The organism is Pseudomonas fluorescens group sp., assembly GCF_020093335.1.
Classification (GTDB): domain Bacteria; phylum Pseudomonadota; class Gammaproteobacteria; order Pseudomonadales; family Pseudomonadaceae; genus Aquipseudomonas; species Aquipseudomonas petroselini.
In genome coordinates, this window is sequence record NZ_JAIOKW010000006.1 from 51,644 (window position 1) to 67,714 (window position 16,071).

The following is a 16,071-nucleotide window of genomic DNA, read 5'->3' on the forward strand; positions in this document are numbered from 1 at the left end:
CAGTCTTAGCCGAGCACCCAGCGCGGCCTATGATGTTTTGTCACAAAGTCTGAATTTTCTGTTTATAGAATGCGGGCATACTTGCCCCTCGAACTGACCTGGACCCCTTATGCCCCGGCGCTTATTCAAACGGTACATGCCTGATCCCAGCAGTATCCGGGAACACAAGTCATTACAGTTTCTCGGCACGTTGCTGCATGACCCGAACCTCTGGCACCTCAACCGCCACTCGGTCGCACGCGCAATGGCCGTGGGTTTGTTCGCGGCCTTTATCCCGATTCCTTTGCAGATGCTGCTGGCGGCGGTCCTGGCGATCACGGTGCGCGGCAATATGCCCATCGCGGTCAGCCTGGTATGGCTGACGAACCCGATTACCATGCCGGTGGTCTTTATCTGCACCTACATGACCGGCGCCTGGCTGATGAATGTGCCGCCCCGCAGCCTGCCCGATGACCTGACCTGGGAATGGATCAGCGGCCAACTGAGCACCTTATGGCAGCCGTTCCTGCTCGGTTCAGTGGTGTTGGGGCTGGTGCTGGGCGCCCTCGCCTACTGCCTGACCATGGGCTATTGGCGCTGGTGGGTTGCCCATCAGTGGAAAAAGCGCAAACAACGCCGCGCCTAGCAGGCCCGCAAGCGCAACTGCACGCGCAACCCTTGCCCCACACCCTGCGCACTTCGCGCTCGGTGTAGCCGATGGCCTTGAGCTTACGGCGGGTCTGGCTGATGTGCATGCCGAGGCTGCTGTCATGGAGGCATAACCGCGTTGCAGCACGTGCTGATATAGAAAGGCTTTGCTGAGCACTTCTTCGCTGTTGCGATGCAGGTAGGCGGACTGCTGCGGGATTCATTAGTCTCTGCCAGTCATTCTTAATGGCTGATTACTCAATATTCCCCCGCCGCGGCCAATCGCCGCCGGACGCCAATTGGCTTGAAGATTGCCATCTGTCATTAATTTGCAAGATTCCTCACCGCGCAAATGGCTACACTGCGCAGGTGGCGCGGGCCGGATGCCCGCGCAATTCCGTAGATATCAATGTGGTAGCAGGAGAGTGGCGTGCTGACAAGAATGGGGATAAAAGGCCGCGTACTGTTGCTGACGTTATTACCGACCAGCCTGATGGCCTCACTGCTGGGGGGCTATTTCACCTGGATGCAGCTCTCCGAACTGCAGACCCAACTGCTGCAACGCGGCGAAATGATCGCCGAGCAGTTGGCCCCGCTGGTGGCGCCCGCCCTGAGCGCTCGCAACACCGACCTGCTGGAGCGCATCGCCACCCAGTCCCTGGAGCAGCCGGACGTTCGCGCCGTGTCATTCCTCAGCCCGGACCGCGCATCGCTCGCGCATGCCGGCCCGACCATGCTCAACCAGCCGCCGATCGGCAACAGTTCCCACCTGCTGCAGCGCACAGGCAATGACGCCACCCGCTACTTGCTGCCGGTGTTTGGCCGCCATCGCAACCTCGCCGGCGACCTGATCCCGGATGAGGCCGATCGCCTGCTGGGCTGGGTCGAGGTGGAACTGTCCCACAATGGCATGCTGTTGCGTGGCTACCGCAGCCTGTTCGCCAGCCTGCTGCTGATCGCCATCGGCCTGATCTGCACCGCAGCGCTGGCCCTGCGCATCAGCCGTACGATCAACTCACCGATCGGCCAGATCAAGCAAGCCGTGGCCCAACTCAAGGACGGCAACCTGGAAACCCGCTTGCCACCGCTGGGCAGCCAGGAACTCGACCAACTCGCCTCGGGCATCAACCGCATGGCCGAGACCCTGCAGAATGCCCAGGAAGAACTGCAACACAGCATCGACCAGGCCACCGAAGACGTGCGCCAGAACCTGGAAACCATCGAGATCCAGAACATCGAGCTGGACCTGGCGCGCAAGGAGGCCCTGGAGGCCAGCCGCATCAAGTCGGAGTTCCTGGCCAACATGAGCCACGAGATCCGCACGCCGCTCAACGGCATCCTCGGCTTTACCCACTTGCTGCAGAAGAGCGAACTCACGCCGCGCCAGCTCGATTACCTGGGCACCATCGAAAAATCCGCCGACAACCTGCTGGGCATCATCAACGAAATCCTCGATTTCTCAAAAATCGAAGCCGGCAAGCTGGTGCTCGACAGCATCCCGTTCAACCTGCGGGACTTGCTGCAAGACACCCTCACTATCCTTGCCCCCGCCGCGCATGCGAAACAGCTGGAACTGGTGAGCCTGGTCTACCGCGACACGCCGCTGGCGTTGGTGGGCGACCCGCTGCGCCTCAAACAGATCCTCACCAACCTGATCAGCAACGCGATCAAGTTCACCCGCGAAGGCACCATCGTCGCCCGGGCGATGATCGAGGACGAGCAGGAAGACAGCGTGCAATTGCGCATCAGCGTGCAAGACACCGGCATCGGCCTGTCGAGCCAGGACGTGCGCGCGCTGTTCCAGGCCTTCAGCCAGGCTGACAACTCACTGTCGCGCCAGCCCGGCGGCACCGGGTTGGGGCTGGTGATCTCCAAGCGCCTGATCGAGCAGATGGGCGGTGAAATCGGCGTCGACAGTACGCCGGGCGAAGGCTCGGAGTTCTGGATCAGCCTGAACCTGCCCAAGACCCGTGACGACGTTGAAGACCTGCCGTCCGCGCCGCTGCTGGGCCATCGCGTGGCCGTGCTGGAAAACCACGAGCTGGCGCGCCAGGCGCTGCAGCATCAACTGGAAGACTGCGGCCTGGAAGTCACGCCGTTCACCAGCCTTGAAAGCCTGACCAACGGCATCACCAGCGCCCACCAGACCGACCAGGCGATTGACCTCGCGGTCCTCGGCGTGACCGCCAATGACATCCCGCCCGAGCGCCTCAACCAGCACTTGTGGGACCTTGAGCACCTGGGCTGCAAAGTGCTGGTGCTGTGCCCCACCACCGAACAGATGCTGTTCAACCAATCGGTGCCCAACCCCAACAGCCAGTTGCAGGCCAAGCCGGCGTGCACGCGCAAACTGCGCCGTGCGTTGTCCGACCTGATCAGCCCACGCCCGTCGCGCAGCGAACCGGGCGAGCCGCTCTCCAGCCGGGCGCCGCGCGTGCTGTGCGTGGACGACAACCCGGCGAACCTGCTGCTGGTGCAGACCCTGTTGGAAGACATGGGCGCACGGGTGCGTGCGGTGGAAAGCGGGTATGCGGCCATCGACGCGGTGAAACAGGACACCTTCGACTTGGTGCTGATGGACGTGCAGATGCCCGGCATGGACGGCCGCCAAAGCACCGAGGCGATCCGCCAGTGGGAAAGCGAGCGCAGCGGCACGCCATTGCCGGTGGTTGCCCTTACCGCCCACGCCATGGCCAACGAAAAACGCGCCTTGCTGCAAAGCGGCATGGACGATTACCTGACCAAACCCATCAGCGAGCGGCAACTGGCCCAGGTGGTGTTGAAATGGACCGGTCTGGCCCTGCGCAATCAAGGCCCGGAACGCTCCACCGACGGCCTCGGCCCCGGCGTGCAACTGCCGGTGCTGGATCATGAAGAAGGCTTGCGCCTGGCCGCCGGCAAGGCTGACCTGGCGGCGGATATGCTCGCCATGTTGCTGGCCTCCCTGGAGGCCGATCGCCTGGCCATCACCATTGCCCGCGACGCCAACGACAACAGCGCCCTGATCGAACGTGTGCACCGCCCGCACGGCGCGACCCGTTACTGCGGCGTACCGCAACTGCGCGCCGCCTGCCACCGCGCCGAAACCCTGCTCAAGCAGGACGACGCCAAGGCCCAGCACGCGCTGGACGAGCTGGACATGGCCATTGCCCGGCTGGCGAGTGAAGCGCGGGTTAACGCCTGAATACATTTTATGGGCTTTGGTCAATGTGGGAGCAAGCCCCCTCCCACCATTGATCAGCGTTTGCGACGGATTAATTGCAGGGAGCTTTTTGATGCGCGTCATTTTTTTCAGCAGCCAAACCTACGACCGCGACAGCTTTCTCGGCGAGCCGCTGCCGCCAGGCCTGGCGCTGCAGTTCCAGCCCGCCCGGCTCAACCTCGACACCGTGGCCCTGGCCGAACACCACGAAGTGGTGTGCGCGTTTATCAACGACGACCTCAGCGCCCCGGTGCTGGAACTGTTGGCCAAGGGCGGCACGCGGCTGATCGCCCTGCGCTCGGCGGGCTACAACCATGTGGACCTGACCGCCGCCAAGCGCCTGGGCCTGACCGTCGTGCGCGTGCCGGCCTATTCGCCCCACGCGGTGGCCGAACACGCGGTCGCGCTGATCCTCGCGCTTAACCGCCGCCTGCACCGCGCCTACAACCGCACCCGCGATGGTGATTTCAGCCTGCATGGCCTCACCGGTTTCGACCTGGTGGGCAAGACCGTCGGCGTGGTCGGTACCGGCCAGATCGGCGCCACCTTCGCCAAGATCATGGCCGGCTTCGGTTGCCAACTGCTCGCCTATGACCCCTTCCCCAATCCGCAGGTCGAGGCCCTGGGCGCGCGCTACGTAACCCTGCCCGAATTGCTGGCCCAGGCGCAGATCATCAGCCTGCACTGCCCGCTCACCGCCGACAGCAAACACGTGATCAACGCCCGCTCGCTGGCGCAGATGCAGCCCGGCGCGATGCTGATCAACACCGGCCGCGGTGGGCTGGTCGACACCCCGGCGCTGATCGAGGCGCTCAAGGACGGCCAACTCGGCTACCTCGGGCTGGATGTGTATGAGGAAGAAGCGCAGCTGTTTTTCGAGGACCGCTCCGACCTGCCCCTGCAGGACGACGTCCTCGCGCGCCTGCTGACCTTCCCCACTGTGATCATCACCGCCCACCAGGCGTTTCTCACCCGCGAAGCCCTGGCGGCCATCGCCGGTACCACGTTGGCCAACATTGTCGCCTGGGCCGAGGGCCGGGCGCAGAACCTGGTCGAAGGATGATCAGCGGTCACATACCAGGCTCATGATGAGCCGGCACCCGTGATAGGATGCCGCGCCTATTTGGAGGATCCATGGCCGAACACGATTTCCGCTTCAGTTTGCTGAGCCCGCAACACACCCTGATCGAATGCCGCGCCCTGGTGCCGGGCCGTTACCAGGTGACTGGCAACGGTGGTTCGATCAAGCATGGCGACGTGCTGATCGTCACCCTGCGCGGCAGTAAAACCCTGTCGATGCGCCTCACCGTCGAAGGTGACGCGCGCTACTCCATCCGCCCGGCGGGCCAGTGGGTCGCGATGGCCCAGGGGCCGAAGTTCGGCGAGTTGGAGATTCACACCTGGAAGGTCAACTGCGACAGCTGCGAGGCGGTGTTGGAGTTCGAATTTGCGGTGGAAACCAAGCTGACCAAAGCGCCGCTGCAACCGGCCGCCAATGCGCGGATCGTCGAGTTGGGCTGGGCCAGCGAGGGCGACAAGCACCGCTGCCCTAAATGCCAGAAGGCCGCACAATGAAAGGCCTGCTTCTGCTCGCCGCCGTCGGTGCGGCCTTGACGGGCTGTGCCGGGGGCTCGGTCAAGCTCAAGCAGGATCACAGCTACGTGGTGGAATGGATTGGCGAACGGCCGCTGATGGATTACGCGCACCTGACCGTCACCCTCGGCGACGATGGCCGCGCCTACGGCAATGGCGGCTGCAACCATTGGTTTGCGCCGTACACCCTGGAGGGCGACACGCTCAGCTTCGGCAAGATCGGCAGCACTCGCAAACTCTGCGGCGAAGCCCTGATGGAACAGGAACACCGCTTCTTCCAGGCCCTGCAAGGCGTGCAGCGCTGGGACATCTCGCCGATCGAACAGACGCGGTTCTGGCCGGCCGAAGGCAAGCCGATTCGCCTGTGGCTCGAAGAAGGCTGATTTTCCCAATCTATGGATTGATGGAAGCTAAATGTGGGAGGTGGCAAGCCCCCTCCCACAGTTGTTTTGAGTTGTGGCTTTAACCGCGCAAGGCCTTGAGCTTGGCCAACACCCCTTCCGCCGTCTGCTCACCCATCAACTGCTCGCGCACCTTGCCCTTGTCATCAATGATGTAGGTCACCGGCAACGCCTCGCTGCGTGGAATATCGAAGATCCCCTCCGGGTTCTGCGCCAGCACCGTGAACTTGATGCCCAGCTTCTCACTGGCTTCCTTCAATTCGGCGCCCTGCACATTGTCGAAGTTGACCCCGAACACGCCCACGTTCTGCGCCTTCAGTTGTTCGGCCAAGGCATTGAGCTCGGGGATTTCCGTGCGGCACGGGCCACACCATTCAGCCCAGTAATTGACCACCAGCCACTGCTTGTCCAAGCGCTCGGCCGCCACTTTCTGGCCATATTGGTCAACGCCGTAATCGTTACCGCAGCCGCTGAGCAGCAGGGTTGTGATGATCGCCAATGCACCGATCAGTCGCCTTGTCATGGGGTAATCCTTCGCAAAAATGAACGTTGGCTGCGACCTATCGCCTCTTACGGTTTAAGGACGGGTCGCTGCGCGGGTAGAATACCCGCCACCTTACGCAAGATGCGACCCGCACATGACCGATCTGACGCTTTATCACAACCCGCGCTGCTCGAAATCCCGCGGTGCGCTGGAACTGCTGGAAGCCCGCGGCCTCACGCCTACCGTGGTGCGTTACCTGGAAACCCCGCTGGACGCCGCACAGTTGAAGGCGTTGCTAGGCAAACTGGGGATCAGCGCGCGCCAACTGCTGCGCAGCGGTGAAGACGAATACAAGACCCTCAACCTGGCCGACGCCAGCCTCAGCGAAGCCCAATTGATCGCTGCCATCGCCGCGCACCCGAAGCTGATGGAACGCCCGATCCTGGAGACCGCCGACAAAGCCATCATTGGCCGTCCGCCGGAAAACGTAGTGGAGATCCTGCCGTGACGTCGCCGTATGTGCTGGTGTTGTATTACAGCCGCAACGGCTCGGTCAGCGAAATGGCCCGGCAGATTGCCCGGGGCATCGAGCAAGGCGGGATGGAAGCCCGGCTGCGCACCGTGCCGGCGATCTCCACCGAGTGCGAAGCCGTGGCGCCGAGCATTCCGGAGGAAGGCGCGCTGTATGCCAGCCTCGATGACCTGAAGCACTGCTCGGGCCTGGCCCTGGGCAGCCCGACCCGCTTCGGCAACATGGCTGCGCCGCTCAAGTATTTCCTCGACGGCACCAGCAACCTGTGGCTTACCGGCGCCCTCGTCGGCAAGCCGGCCGGTGTGTTTACCTCCACCGCCAGCCTGCATGGCGGCCAGGAGACCACGCTGATGTCGATGCTGCTGCCGTTGCTGCACCACGGCATGCTCATCACCGGCCTGCCCTACAGCGAACAAGCGTTGCTCGATACGCAGGGCGGCGGCACGCCGTATGGTGCCAGCCACCATGCGGGGCCGGACGGCAAGCGCCTGCTCGATCAACACGAAATCGCCCTGTGCCGCGCCCTTGGCCTGCGCCTGGCCAACACTGCCACGCTGCTGGAGAACGGCCGTGGCCAGAAAGCCTAAGGTCCTGCCGCCCCAGGCGTGGCTCGAGCCACGGGTCAAGGTGGCCCGGGCACTGAGCCTGCTGGCGTTTTTTGGCCTGGTGGGTTTGCTCTGCGTGTACTACCTGTTCGTCGCTGACCTGCACGGCGCACGGCCGTGGGTGATCCTGCTGATCGAATTGGTGCCACTGCTGGTGCTGGCGCCGGGCATGCTGCTGGGCAGCGCACGCGGGCATTCGTGGATGTGCTTTGTGGTGAACCTGTATTTCATCAAGGGCGCGCTGGCGGCGTACGACCCGAACCGGCAAGGGTTCGGGGTGCTGGAGATGCTGGCGAGCCTGGCGGTGTTTTGTACGGCGTTGTTGTATGTACGGTGGCGGCATCAGCTCAATCGCCGCCTGGCCGTTGATTCGCAACCCAACTGATCACACCCTGTGGCGAGGGAGCTTGCTCCCGTTGGGCTGCGCAGCAGCCCCAAGATCGTTTGGGAGCGCTTCGCACTCCAACGGGAGCAAGCTCCCTCGCCACAATAAGCGCTGATCAGTGGTTGACGGTGTAGGCCAACATCATCGACAACTGGCACATCGGCCGGCCACTCTCGGCATGCCACTGGTTGAACGCGCCCTGCACCGTCGCCAGGTCGCGCAGGCTGGTCGGCGCCTTATCGACGATCTTCTGCGCGTTCAGCGCGGCGACCACGTCATCACTCGGCACAAACGTATCCTTGCCGACCATGCGCAAGAAACGCGGCGCTGACAGCCCGCCGAGTTGATGGCCGTGCTTGCTCAGGTACTTCCACAGTCCGACGATATCGGTCACCGGCCAGTCGGCGACAAACGCGCCGAAGCTGCCCTTCTCCTGCTCGATGTCGAGGATCATCTGCGCATTGCGCGGCACACTCTTGAGCTTGCCCAGGTGGCGGATGATCCGCGTGTCCTGCATCAGCCGCTCCAGGTGCTCAGCGCCCATCAGCACGACCTTTTCCGGGTCGAAGCCAAAAAACACCTGTTCGAACGCCGGCCACTTGGCATCGACCACGCTGTGCTTCAAGCCCGCACGAAACACGCGCAGCGCCAGGGTCGACAGGTAGCGATCATCACTGATCTTGCGCAACTGCGCCGCAGTCTTGGGAACCGGCAGATGGGCTTCCAACTCGGCCGCCGAACCGAAGCGGTTCAGACAATATTCGTGCAGCCACTTGTAATCGCGCATGCCCTCTCCTGGCAATTGAATTGAAAACGGCGCCCGCGAGCGCCGTGTGTCAGAGCATCGAATCAGCTCAGAGGTTCACAACATTAACGAAGCGCGATGCGGCGGTTTCATCAATCTTCAGGCTGGCGAAGTCGAACAGGTTGCGGTCGGCCAACTGCGAGGGGATCACATTCTGCAGACTGCGGAAGATGCTTTCGGTACGACCTGGGGTCTTGCGCTCCCAGTCCAGCAGCATTTCCTTGACCACCTGGCGCTGCAGGTTCTCTTGGGAACCGCACAGGTTGCACGGGATGATCGGGAACTGCTTGAAGTCGGAGTAGGCCTGGATGTCTTTCTCGTTGCAATACGCCAGCGGGCGGATCACCACGTTGCGCCCGTCATCGGCCCGCAGCTTGGGGGGCATAGCCTTGAGCGAGCCGTTGAAGAACATGTTGAGGAAGAAGGTCTCGACGATGTCATCGCGATGATGACCCAGGGCCATCTTGGTCGCACCGATCTCATCGGCGAAGGTGTAGAGCGTGCCACGGCGCAGGCGCGAGCACAGCGAGCAGGTGGTCTTGCCTTCCGGAATCAGTTCCTTGACCACCGAATAGGTGTCTTTTTCAACGATGTGGTACTCGACGCCCAACTCTTTGAGATAGGCCGGCAGCACATATTCAGGAAAACCTGGCTGTTTCTGGTCCATGTTGACGGCGACGATCTCGAACTGGATCGGCGCGACCTTTTGCAGATGCAGCAGCACGTCGAGCAGGGTGTAGCTGTCTTTGCCGCCGGAGAGGCAGACCATGACCTTGTCGCCGTCCTCGATCATATTGAAATCGGCGACCGCTTCACCGGCCAGGCGACGCAGGCGTTTTTGCAGTTTGTTCTGGTTGACCGTAAGAGTGCCCATGGCGCTTGGATCCGCAAAAGGTGTGTGACGAAAAGCCGGGTATTTTACCTTCATGACCCGCTGAGTTCCAATGTGGGAGTGGGCTTGTTGTGGTGAGCGGGCTTGCCCCGCGCGGGGCTGCGCAGCAGCCCCATTGGATAGGCGATGAAAGCCCACCCCTCCCGCCTTGAATCACATCGCCACCTACAGACCCCGCCGCGATTAACCCCCGTGTTTACAGCGCAATTTGCTCTAAAGGCCTTACAGTCATTCCGGTCATCCCTTCCTATACTGCGACTAGAGGTCGCACATGTATCCAGGACCTTTGAGGCCATTTGGCCCGTGGGCGCTCCGATGGGGGGCGATGGTAACAACGACAGGAGTGACTGGCATGATCCATCACGTCGTGGGGCTGTTTACCCATCCCGACCAGGAATGGCGGGAAATCCGTGGCGATAAAGAAGAAAGCATCGGCCACATGTACCTCACCCATACCTTGATTCTCGCGGCAATCCCCGCCGTATCCGCCTTTATCGGCACTACCCAGGTCGGCTGGGTCATCGGCAACCGCGCACCGGTGATGCTGACCCAGGAAAGCGCACTGTGGATGACCCTCATGTCCTACGCCGCCATGCTCGGCGGCGTGGCAGTGATGGGGGCGTTCATTCACTGGATGGCACGCACCTACGATGCCAACCCCAGCATGGCGCGCTGCGTGGCGTTTGCCACCTACACCGCCACGCCGCTGTTCATCGGCGGACTGGCCGCGCTCTATCCGCATATGTGGCTGGGCATGGTGGTGGGCACGGCGGCCATTTGTTACACAGTGTACCTGCTGTACGTGGGGCTGCCGACGTTCATGAGCATCGACCCGGACGAGGGTTTCCTGTTTTCCAGCTCGGTGCTGGCCGTGGGCCTGGTGGTACTGGTGGCGATCATGGCGTTTACCGTGATCGTCTGGGGCTTGGGCGTGGGTCCGATCTACACCAACTGAGCGGATAAATCCGTAGGCAAGGCCACCGAAAGGTGGCTTTGTGCGTTATGCATGACCATTCGGCGCCTGACAGATTCGGAAACACCCAGCTTTGCGGCATACTGGACGTCTCTGGAGATATGTACAGCATGCCCGAGCAACTCAATACCCGCGTCGAAGATTGTTTCCTGCAAGCCGAATCCTTTTTCAAACGAAGCTTCAAACGCCCCCAGGTCAGCCTCAAGCTGCGGGGCCAGAAGGCCGGTGTCGCGCATTTGCACGAGAACCTGCTGCGTTTCAACCCACAGTTGTACCGTGAAAACAGCCAACACTTCCTCAAACAGACCGTGGCCCATGAAGTGGCGCACCTGATTGCCCACCAATTGTTCGGCGAGCGCATCCAGCCCCATGGCGAGGAATGGCAATTGATCATGCGCGGGGTCTATGAACTGCCGCCGGACCGTTGCCACACCTATGAAGTGAAGCGCCGCCAGGTGACTCGCTATATCTACCGATGCCCGTGTGCGGACAGTGACTTTCCGTTTTCGTCACAGCGCCATGGCATGGTGGCTCAGGGGCGGCGGTATTTGTGTCGGCGGTGTCGCCAGACCTTGGTGTTTACCGGGGAAACCCGCGTGGAGTAAGGGCCTCATCGGCGCAGGCCCCTCCCACATGCAAAGGATGAACAGGGTAAAAATGTGGGAGGGGGCTTGCTCCCGATGGCGTCTGCTCAGTCACCCTACAACCCTGGCCCGCCGCAAGTCCTCTATGCGCTGGGCACTGAACCCCAACTCCGCCAACACCTCATCACTGTGCGCCCCAACCGCAGCGCCCATATGCCTGGGCTCAGGCAACCCCTCGGAAAACTTCAGCGGGCAGGCCAGTTGCGCCTGGGTCGAGCCATCGCCCCGTGGCACCTGGCTCACCAACCCCCGCGCCTTCAGCTGCGGATGCTCCACCGCCTCACGCAAGCTCAGCACCGGTTCCACACACGCATCCACCGCGGCGAACAACGCGCACAACTCATCAAAGCTGCGCTTCTCAAACTCGACCTGCAGCGCCTGCTTCAGCGCTGGCTGCTGCTCAGGCCTCAGGCCCATCGACACCAAATCCGGACGCCCCAACGCGTCACACAATGGCTGCATGAACGCGGGTTCGAGGCTGCCCACCGACATCCAGCGCCCATCCCGCGAGCGGTAATAGTCGTAGAAGCTGCCGCCATTGAGCACGTGGCCTTCCCGCTCCGGTTCCACCCCACACGCCAGGTAACCCGCGCCGGCCATGGCGTTCAGGCTGAACGAGCAGTCGGTCATGCTCACGTCCAAGTATTGGCCGACCCCGCTCTGCTGCCGGGCAATAACCGCCGCCAGCAGCCCCACCACCGCATGCAGCGAACCGCCGCCCACATCCGCCAACTGCACGCCCAGCGGCAACGGCCCGGTGTCCTGGCGTCCGGTGTAGCTGGCCACCCCGGCCAGCGCCAGGTAATTGATGTCGTGCCCGGCGCGGTCCTTGTAGGGCCCGGTCTGGCCGTACCCGGTGATCGACACATAGATCAACCGGGGGTTGATCGCCTTCAATGCCTCATATCCCAGCCCCAACCGCTCCATCACCCCTGGTCGGAACTGTTCGAGCACAATGTCGTACTCTTTCACCAGCGCCCGTACGATCTCCAGCGCCTCGGCCTGCTTGAGGTCCAGCGCCAGGCTACGCTTGTTGCGGTTGAGGTAGGCATGGCTGGCTGACGTGCCCTGGTCGTGAGGCGGCAGGACGCGCAACAGGTCCATGCGCGTGGGCGATTCGATGCGCAGCACCTCCGCGCCCATGTCCGCCAGCATCAACGAGGCGAATGGGCCAGGCAGCAAGGTGGAAAAATCCAACACTTTGAGTGACGCCAAGGGACCTGACATGGAAACTCCATTTCGGCATTTGAATGCCCACAGACTAGGCAGCCTTGCGCCTACCGGCAATCGCCGGAACAGTCATCGACAGTGACCGTTTTGATCACGGCGGGCTTTTTCAGGGCGACGGCTTTATCATTGGCCGACGTTTGCTTGCAGAGTGTTCCATGAAGTTTGCGATTGCACTGTTTTCCGCCGCCCACGCGCCCTCCTCGCGCCGCGCCCTGCTGTTCGCCCAGGCGGCGCTGGCCGGCGGGCATGAGATTGTGCGGCTGTTTTTCTATCAGGACGGCGTCTACAGCGCGTCCAATAACCTCGTTGTGCCCCAGGACGAACAAGACATTGCGCACCAATGGCGCGAGTTTGTCAGCGCGCACCAGCTTGATAGCGTGGTGTGCATCGCCGCCGCCTTGCGCCGTGGCGTGCTCAACCAGGAGGAGGCCACGCGCTATCAACGCAGCGCGGTCAACCTCGAGGCGCCTTGGGAGCTGTCGGGTTTGGGGCAATTGCACGACGCCACCCAGGCCGCCGACCGCCTGATCTGTTTTGGAGGGCCGTGACATGTCCAAATCCCTATTGGTGATCAGCCGCCAGGCGCCGTGGTCCGGGCCAAGCGCCCGCGAAGCGCTGGACATCGTTTTGGCCGGTGGCGCCTTCGATCTGCCGATTGGCCTGCTGTTCCTCGATGACGGTGTGTTCCAACTGGCGCCGCACCAGGACGCCAAGGCCGTGCAGCAAAAAGACCTCAGCGCCAACCTCCAGGCGCTGGGCCTGTTCGGCATCGATGAGGTGTTCGCCTGCCGCCACAGCTTGGCCGCGCGTGGCCTCACAATGCCCGTCAGCGCCGAGCCGCTGGACAGTGCCGCGATCGCCGCGCTGATTGACCGTTACGACCAGGTGATTACCCTCTGATGTCGACTCTCCATGTGGTTTCCCACTCCCCGTTTACCGATAGCCGCCTCGACAGCTGCCTGCGTATCTGCGGCGCCGAAGACGCCATCCTGCTCTGCGGCGATGGCGCCTACGGGCTCCACAGCCCCTCCCTGCACACCAAAGGCGTGAAAGTCTTTGTGCTGGCCGAGGACATGCAGGCACGCAACCTGCCGCTCCCGGATTGGGCCGATAGCGTGGATTACCCAGGCTTCGTGCAGTTGTCGCTCGACTACGACAAGGTCAACAGCTGGCTATGAACACCCTGACCGTTGGCGCACGCACTCTGGAACTGGACAAGGACGGCTACCTCGTTGACCTCAACGCATGGTCCGATGAGGTGGCCAACGCCCTGGCCGCCGCCGAAACCCTGGAATTGACCGCGGACCATTGGGAAATCCTCACGCTGCTGCGTCAGTTCTATGCCGAATTCCAGCTGTCCCCGGCCACGCGCCCGTTGATCAAGTACACCGCCTTGAAACTGGGCCCGGAAAAGGGCAACAGCCTGCACCTCAACAAACTGTTCAACGGCACTCCCGCCAAACTCGCCGCCAAGCTGGCGGGCCTGCCCAGGCCGACGAATTGCTTATGACCGACTTTGCCCCACTGACCCTTGAAACGCCTGCCGAGCACCCGTTTGCGCCATTCGTGCGCATCCTCGGCAAAGGCAAGCGCGGTGCGCGCAACCTCACCCGCGAAGAGGCCCGCGAGGCCATGGGCATGCTGCTCGACGAAAAAGTCGAGGACACCCAGCTCGGCGCCTTCCTGATGCTGTTGCGCCACAAAGAAGAAAGCCCAGAGGAACTTGCAGGCTTCACCGAAGCCGTGCGCGAGCGTCTGCACGCCCCGGCACTGAACGTGGATGTCGACTGGCCCACCTACGCCGGCAAGAAACGCCATTTGCCGTGGTACCTGCTGGCGGCCAAGTGCCTGGCGCAGAACGGCGTGCGCATCCTCATGCACGGGGGTGGCGCACACACGGCGGGCCGGCTGTACACCGAGCAATTGCTCGAAGGTTTGCAGATCCCGCTGTGCCGTAACTGGCAGCAGGTCGAGTCCGCCTATGCGCAAGGCAACCTGGCGTTTATTCCACTGGGTGATTGGGCGCCGCAATTGCAGCGCATGATCGACCTGCGCAACACCCTGGGCCTGCGCTCGCCAATCCACTCATTGGCGCGCCTGCTCAACCCGCTGCAGGCACGCCTGGGGCTGCAAAGCATTTTCCATCCGGGTTATCAGGGCGTGCACCGCGATGCCAGCGGCCTGCTGGGTGACAATGTGATTGTGGTGAAAGGGGATGGCGGCGAGGTCGAGATCAACCCTGACACCCTCAGCCATCTGTACGGCACCACCGCTGGCGAAAGCTGGGACGAAGAATGGCCCGCCCTCTCCGCCCAACGCCACGTCAAGCCGGCCACGCTCGAACCCGAACACCTGAAGGCCGTGTGGCGCGGTGACGTTGAGGACAGCTACCCGCAATTGGCGCTGATCGCCACCATGGCCCTGGCCTTGCGCGGCCTGGGCCACCCAAGGGAGCAGGCCTTTGAATTGGCCCAGCAGTATTGGGCCGCACGGGACAAATCGATTTAATCGATTATTCACGCCCGGTATTTGCGCTTTTAGTTCGAACTCATCCCTTTAGACTGGGCTCCAACGCTTATTAGCCAAGGAGCCAGTCATGGGTTTGCTGATCGAAGGACACTGGAAAGACCAGTGGTACGAAAGTAGCGCAGATGGCGCTTTCCAACGCGAACAAGCGCAACGCCGCCACTGGGTGACCGCCGATGGCGCGCCCGGCCCGAGTGGCGAAGGCGGCTTCAAGGCCGAGGCCGGTCGCTACCACCTTTACGTGTCCCTGGCCTGCCCGTGGGCGCATCGCACCCTCATCCTGCGCAAGCTCAAGGGCCTGGAAAGCCTGATCGATGTGTCCGTGGTCAGTTGGTTGATGCTCGAAAACGGCTGGACCTTCGACAAGGCCCATGGCTCGACCGGCGACAAACTCGACGACTTTGCGTTTATGCACCAGCGCTACACCGCCGACACTGCGGACTACACCGGACGCGTCACCGTGCCGGTGCTGTGGGACAAAAAGCTGCAGCGCATCGTCAGCAATGAATCGGCGGAGATCATCCGCATGTTCAATAGTGCCTTTAATGAATTGACCGGCAACACTCTGGATTTCTACCCCGAGCCGCTGCGCACGACCATCGACACGTTGAACGAACGTATTTACCCAGCGGTGAACAACGGCGTGTATCGCGCAGGCTTTGCCACCTCACAGCAGGCGTATGAAAGTGCGTTTGATGATGTGTTTGCGGAGCTGGATCACCTGGAACAGCATTTAGGCGACCATCGTTACCTGGCAGGCGAATACCTGACTGAAGCGGATGTGCGGCTGTTCACCACGCTGATTCGCTTTGATGCGGTGTATTACAGCCACTTCAAATGCAACCTGCGCAGGATTGCGGACTATCCGAACCTGTCGAATTGGCTGAGGGAAATGTATCAGTGGCCGGGGGTGGCCGAGACGGTGGATTTCGAGCATATCAAAGGGCATTACTATGCCAGTCACCGCACGATCAACCCGACGGGAATTGTGCCGAAGGGGCCGTTGCAAGCGTTTGATACTGCGCATGATCGGTCACAACTGAACAGCAAAGGCGTCTGCAGCTGATAAGTTACTGTGGTGAGCGGGCTTGCCCCGCGCTGGGCTGCGGAGCGGCCCCAGTAAAAACGCCGAGTTTTTTCAGAAAGAACTCGACGTCTGGTTTTGGGGCCGC

At 62.2% G+C, this 16,071-nt stretch carries 20 protein-coding genes and 1 pseudogene; 16 read left to right on the forward strand and 5 right to left on the reverse strand.

Features of this window, described 5'->3' with window-relative positions:
* Positions 1-109: 109 nt before the first annotated feature.
* Positions 110-625 carry a DUF2062 domain-containing protein gene (locus tag K7431_RS08965; RefSeq protein WP_012724913.1) on the forward strand — a complete coding sequence of 172 codons (516 nt, stop codon included), beginning with the start codon at positions 110-112 and terminating at the stop codon, positions 623-625.
* 16 nt (positions 626-641) lie between these two features.
* Here the strand turns inward: K7431_RS08965 and K7431_RS08970 are convergent.
* A pseudogene (locus tag K7431_RS08970) lies at positions 642-826 on the reverse strand (winged helix-turn-helix domain-containing protein); the annotation flags it as partial.
* Positions 827-1,057: 231 nt separating this feature from the next.
* Here K7431_RS08970 and K7431_RS08975 point away from each other — a divergent pair.
* The 4 genes from K7431_RS08975 (at position 1,058) to K7431_RS08990 (ending at position 5,805) form a co-directional block, all read left to right on the forward strand.
* Entirely contained in the window at positions 1,058-3,811 is a 2,754-nt protein-coding gene (locus K7431_RS08975; protein WP_012724914.1) for a response regulator, read from the forward strand.
* Between the two features lie 91 nt (positions 3,812-3,902).
* Complete coding sequence (locus tag K7431_RS08980) at positions 3,903-4,892, forward strand: 2-hydroxyacid dehydrogenase (RefSeq protein ID WP_012724915.1); 990 nt, start codon at positions 3,903-3,905, stop codon at positions 4,890-4,892.
* 71 nt (positions 4,893-4,963) lie between these two features.
* A complete protein-coding gene (locus K7431_RS08985) occupies positions 4,964-5,404 on the forward strand; it encodes a hypothetical protein (protein ID WP_012724916.1) in 441 nt (146 codons plus the stop codon).
* Positions 5,401-5,805, forward strand: a complete 405-nt coding sequence (locus K7431_RS08990) for an META domain-containing protein (protein WP_012724917.1) — start codon at positions 5,401-5,403, stop codon at positions 5,803-5,805. The genes K7431_RS08985 and K7431_RS08990 overlap by 4 nt, the downstream gene beginning before the upstream one ends.
* A gap of 79 nt (positions 5,806-5,884) precedes the next feature.
* Here K7431_RS08990 and K7431_RS08995 read toward each other — a convergent pair whose 3' ends face one another.
* On the reverse strand, positions 5,885-6,346 hold the full coding sequence (locus K7431_RS08995) for a TlpA disulfide reductase family protein (RefSeq protein ID WP_012724918.1): 462 nt from the start codon (positions 6,344-6,346) through the stop codon (positions 5,885-5,887).
* Positions 6,347-6,461: 115 nt separating this feature from the next.
* Between K7431_RS08995 and arsC the strand changes: the two genes are divergently transcribed.
* Genes arsC through K7431_RS09010 form a run of 3 tightly spaced genes read left to right on the forward strand, consistent with a single transcriptional unit; the run spans position 6,462 to position 7,829 of the window.
* Positions 6,462-6,815: an arsenate reductase (glutaredoxin) gene (gene arsC / locus K7431_RS09000; protein ID WP_012724919.1), complete on the forward strand. Its 354-nt coding sequence runs from the start codon at positions 6,462-6,464 to the stop codon at positions 6,813-6,815.
* Positions 6,812-7,426: an NAD(P)H:quinone oxidoreductase gene (gene wrbA / locus K7431_RS09005; RefSeq protein WP_012724920.1), complete on the forward strand. Its 615-nt coding sequence runs from the start codon at positions 6,812-6,814 to the stop codon at positions 7,424-7,426. Before arsC ends, wrbA begins: the two co-directional genes overlap by 4 nt.
* Positions 7,410-7,829: a DUF2069 domain-containing protein gene (locus K7431_RS09010; RefSeq protein ID WP_012724921.1), complete on the forward strand. Its 420-nt coding sequence runs from the start codon at positions 7,410-7,412 to the stop codon at positions 7,827-7,829. Before wrbA ends, K7431_RS09010 begins: the two co-directional genes overlap by 17 nt.
* A 115-nt stretch (positions 7,830-7,944) precedes the next feature.
* Here the strand turns inward: K7431_RS09010 and K7431_RS09015 are convergent, their stop codons facing one another.
* Together K7431_RS09015 and ttcA are read right to left on the reverse strand one after the other, a co-directional pair.
* Positions 7,945-8,616, reverse strand: a complete 672-nt coding sequence (locus K7431_RS09015) for a DNA-3-methyladenine glycosylase I (RefSeq protein WP_012724922.1) — start codon at positions 8,614-8,616, stop codon at positions 7,945-7,947.
* Positions 8,617-8,683: 67 nt separating this feature from the next.
* Positions 8,684-9,508: a tRNA 2-thiocytidine(32) synthetase TtcA gene (gene ttcA, locus K7431_RS09020; protein ID WP_012724923.1), complete on the reverse strand. Its 825-nt coding sequence runs from the start codon at positions 9,506-9,508 to the stop codon at positions 8,684-8,686.
* 370 nt (positions 9,509-9,878) lie between these two features.
* Between ttcA and K7431_RS09025 the strand changes: the two genes are divergently transcribed.
* Both K7431_RS09025 and K7431_RS09030 read left to right on the forward strand, forming a co-directional pair.
* On the forward strand, positions 9,879-10,481 hold the full coding sequence (locus K7431_RS09025; protein WP_012724924.1) for a Yip1 family protein: 603 nt from the start codon (positions 9,879-9,881) through the stop codon (positions 10,479-10,481).
* 128 nt (positions 10,482-10,609) lie between these two features.
* Complete coding sequence (locus K7431_RS09030; RefSeq protein WP_010209629.1) at positions 10,610-11,104, forward strand: SprT family zinc-dependent metalloprotease; 495 nt, start codon at positions 10,610-10,612, stop codon at positions 11,102-11,104.
* Between the two features lie 90 nt (positions 11,105-11,194).
* Here the strand turns inward: K7431_RS09030 and K7431_RS09035 are convergent, their stop codons facing one another.
* Positions 11,195-12,370: a CaiB/BaiF CoA transferase family protein gene (locus K7431_RS09035; RefSeq protein WP_012724925.1), complete on the reverse strand. Its 1,176-nt coding sequence runs from the start codon at positions 12,368-12,370 to the stop codon at positions 11,195-11,197.
* 158 nt (positions 12,371-12,528) lie between these two features.
* Here K7431_RS09035 and tusD point away from each other — a divergent pair, with 158 nt between their 5' ends.
* The 6 genes from tusD (at position 12,529) to K7431_RS09065 (ending at position 15,965) form a co-directional block, all read left to right on the forward strand.
* On the forward strand, positions 12,529-12,921 hold the full coding sequence (gene tusD, locus K7431_RS09040) for a sulfurtransferase complex subunit TusD (protein WP_012724926.1): 393 nt from the start codon (positions 12,529-12,531) through the stop codon (positions 12,919-12,921).
* Between the two features lies 1 nt (position 12,922).
* Positions 12,923-13,273 carry a sulfurtransferase complex subunit TusC gene (tusC, locus tag K7431_RS09045; protein ID WP_012724927.1) on the forward strand — a complete coding sequence of 117 codons (351 nt, stop codon included), beginning with the start codon at positions 12,923-12,925 and terminating at the stop codon, positions 13,271-13,273.
* Positions 13,273-13,551 carry a sulfurtransferase complex subunit TusB gene (gene tusB, locus K7431_RS09050; protein WP_012724928.1) on the forward strand — a complete coding sequence of 93 codons (279 nt, stop codon included), beginning with the start codon at positions 13,273-13,275 and terminating at the stop codon, positions 13,549-13,551. Before tusC ends, tusB begins: the two co-directional genes overlap by 1 nt.
* Positions 13,548-13,883: a TusE/DsrC/DsvC family sulfur relay protein gene (locus tag K7431_RS09055; RefSeq protein WP_012724929.1), complete on the forward strand. Its 336-nt coding sequence runs from the start codon at positions 13,548-13,550 to the stop codon at positions 13,881-13,883. Before tusB ends, K7431_RS09055 begins: the two co-directional genes overlap by 4 nt.
* Entirely contained in the window at positions 13,880-14,881 is a 1,002-nt protein-coding gene (locus tag K7431_RS09060; RefSeq protein WP_012724930.1) for a glycosyl transferase family protein, read from the forward strand. Before K7431_RS09055 ends, K7431_RS09060 begins: the two co-directional genes overlap by 4 nt.
* Before the next feature lie 88 nt (positions 14,882-14,969).
* Positions 14,970-15,965 carry a glutathione S-transferase family protein gene (locus K7431_RS09065; RefSeq protein ID WP_012724931.1) on the forward strand — a complete coding sequence of 332 codons (996 nt, stop codon included), beginning with the start codon at positions 14,970-14,972 and terminating at the stop codon, positions 15,963-15,965.
* Positions 15,966-16,071 lie beyond the last annotated feature (106 nt).

Coding starts and splice junctions, on each gene's coding strand:
- K7431_RS08985 (WP_012724916.1), top strand. CDS start 4,964: ATGGCCGAACACGATTTCCGCTTCAGTTTGCTGAGCCCGCAACACACC.
- K7431_RS09035 (WP_012724925.1), bottom strand. CDS start 12,370: ATGTCAGGTCCCTTGGCGTCACTCAAAGTGTTGGATTTTTCCACCTTG.
- ttcA (WP_012724923.1), bottom strand. CDS start 9,508: ATGGGCACTCTTACGGTCAACCAGAACAAACTGCAAAAACGCCTGCGT.
- K7431_RS09060 (WP_012724930.1), top strand. CDS start 13,880: ATGACCGACTTTGCCCCACTGACCCTTGAAACGCCTGCCGAGCACCCG.
- K7431_RS08980 (WP_012724915.1), top strand. CDS start 3,903: ATGCGCGTCATTTTTTTCAGCAGCCAAACCTACGACCGCGACAGCTTT.
- tusD (WP_012724926.1), top strand. CDS start 12,529: ATGAAGTTTGCGATTGCACTGTTTTCCGCCGCCCACGCGCCCTCCTCG.
- K7431_RS09065 (WP_012724931.1), top strand. CDS start 14,970: ATGGGTTTGCTGATCGAAGGACACTGGAAAGACCAGTGGTACGAAAGT.
- K7431_RS09015 (WP_012724922.1), bottom strand. CDS start 8,616: ATGCGCGATTACAAGTGGCTGCACGAATATTGTCTGAACCGCTTCGGT.
- arsC (WP_012724919.1), top strand. CDS start 6,462: ATGACCGATCTGACGCTTTATCACAACCCGCGCTGCTCGAAATCCCGC.
- K7431_RS09055 (WP_012724929.1), top strand. CDS start 13,548: ATGAACACCCTGACCGTTGGCGCACGCACTCTGGAACTGGACAAGGAC.
- tusC (WP_012724927.1), top strand. CDS start 12,923: ATGTCCAAATCCCTATTGGTGATCAGCCGCCAGGCGCCGTGGTCCGGG.
- K7431_RS09030 (WP_010209629.1), top strand. CDS start 10,610: ATGCCCGAGCAACTCAATACCCGCGTCGAAGATTGTTTCCTGCAAGCC.
- K7431_RS09025 (WP_012724924.1), top strand. CDS start 9,879: ATGATCCATCACGTCGTGGGGCTGTTTACCCATCCCGACCAGGAATGG.
- K7431_RS08995 (WP_012724918.1), bottom strand. CDS start 6,346: ATGACAAGGCGACTGATCGGTGCATTGGCGATCATCACAACCCTGCTG.
- tusB (WP_012724928.1), top strand. CDS start 13,273: ATGTCGACTCTCCATGTGGTTTCCCACTCCCCGTTTACCGATAGCCGC.
- K7431_RS08965 (WP_012724913.1), top strand. CDS start 110: ATGCCCCGGCGCTTATTCAAACGGTACATGCCTGATCCCAGCAGTATC.
- K7431_RS08990 (WP_012724917.1), top strand. CDS start 5,401: ATGAAAGGCCTGCTTCTGCTCGCCGCCGTCGGTGCGGCCTTGACGGGC.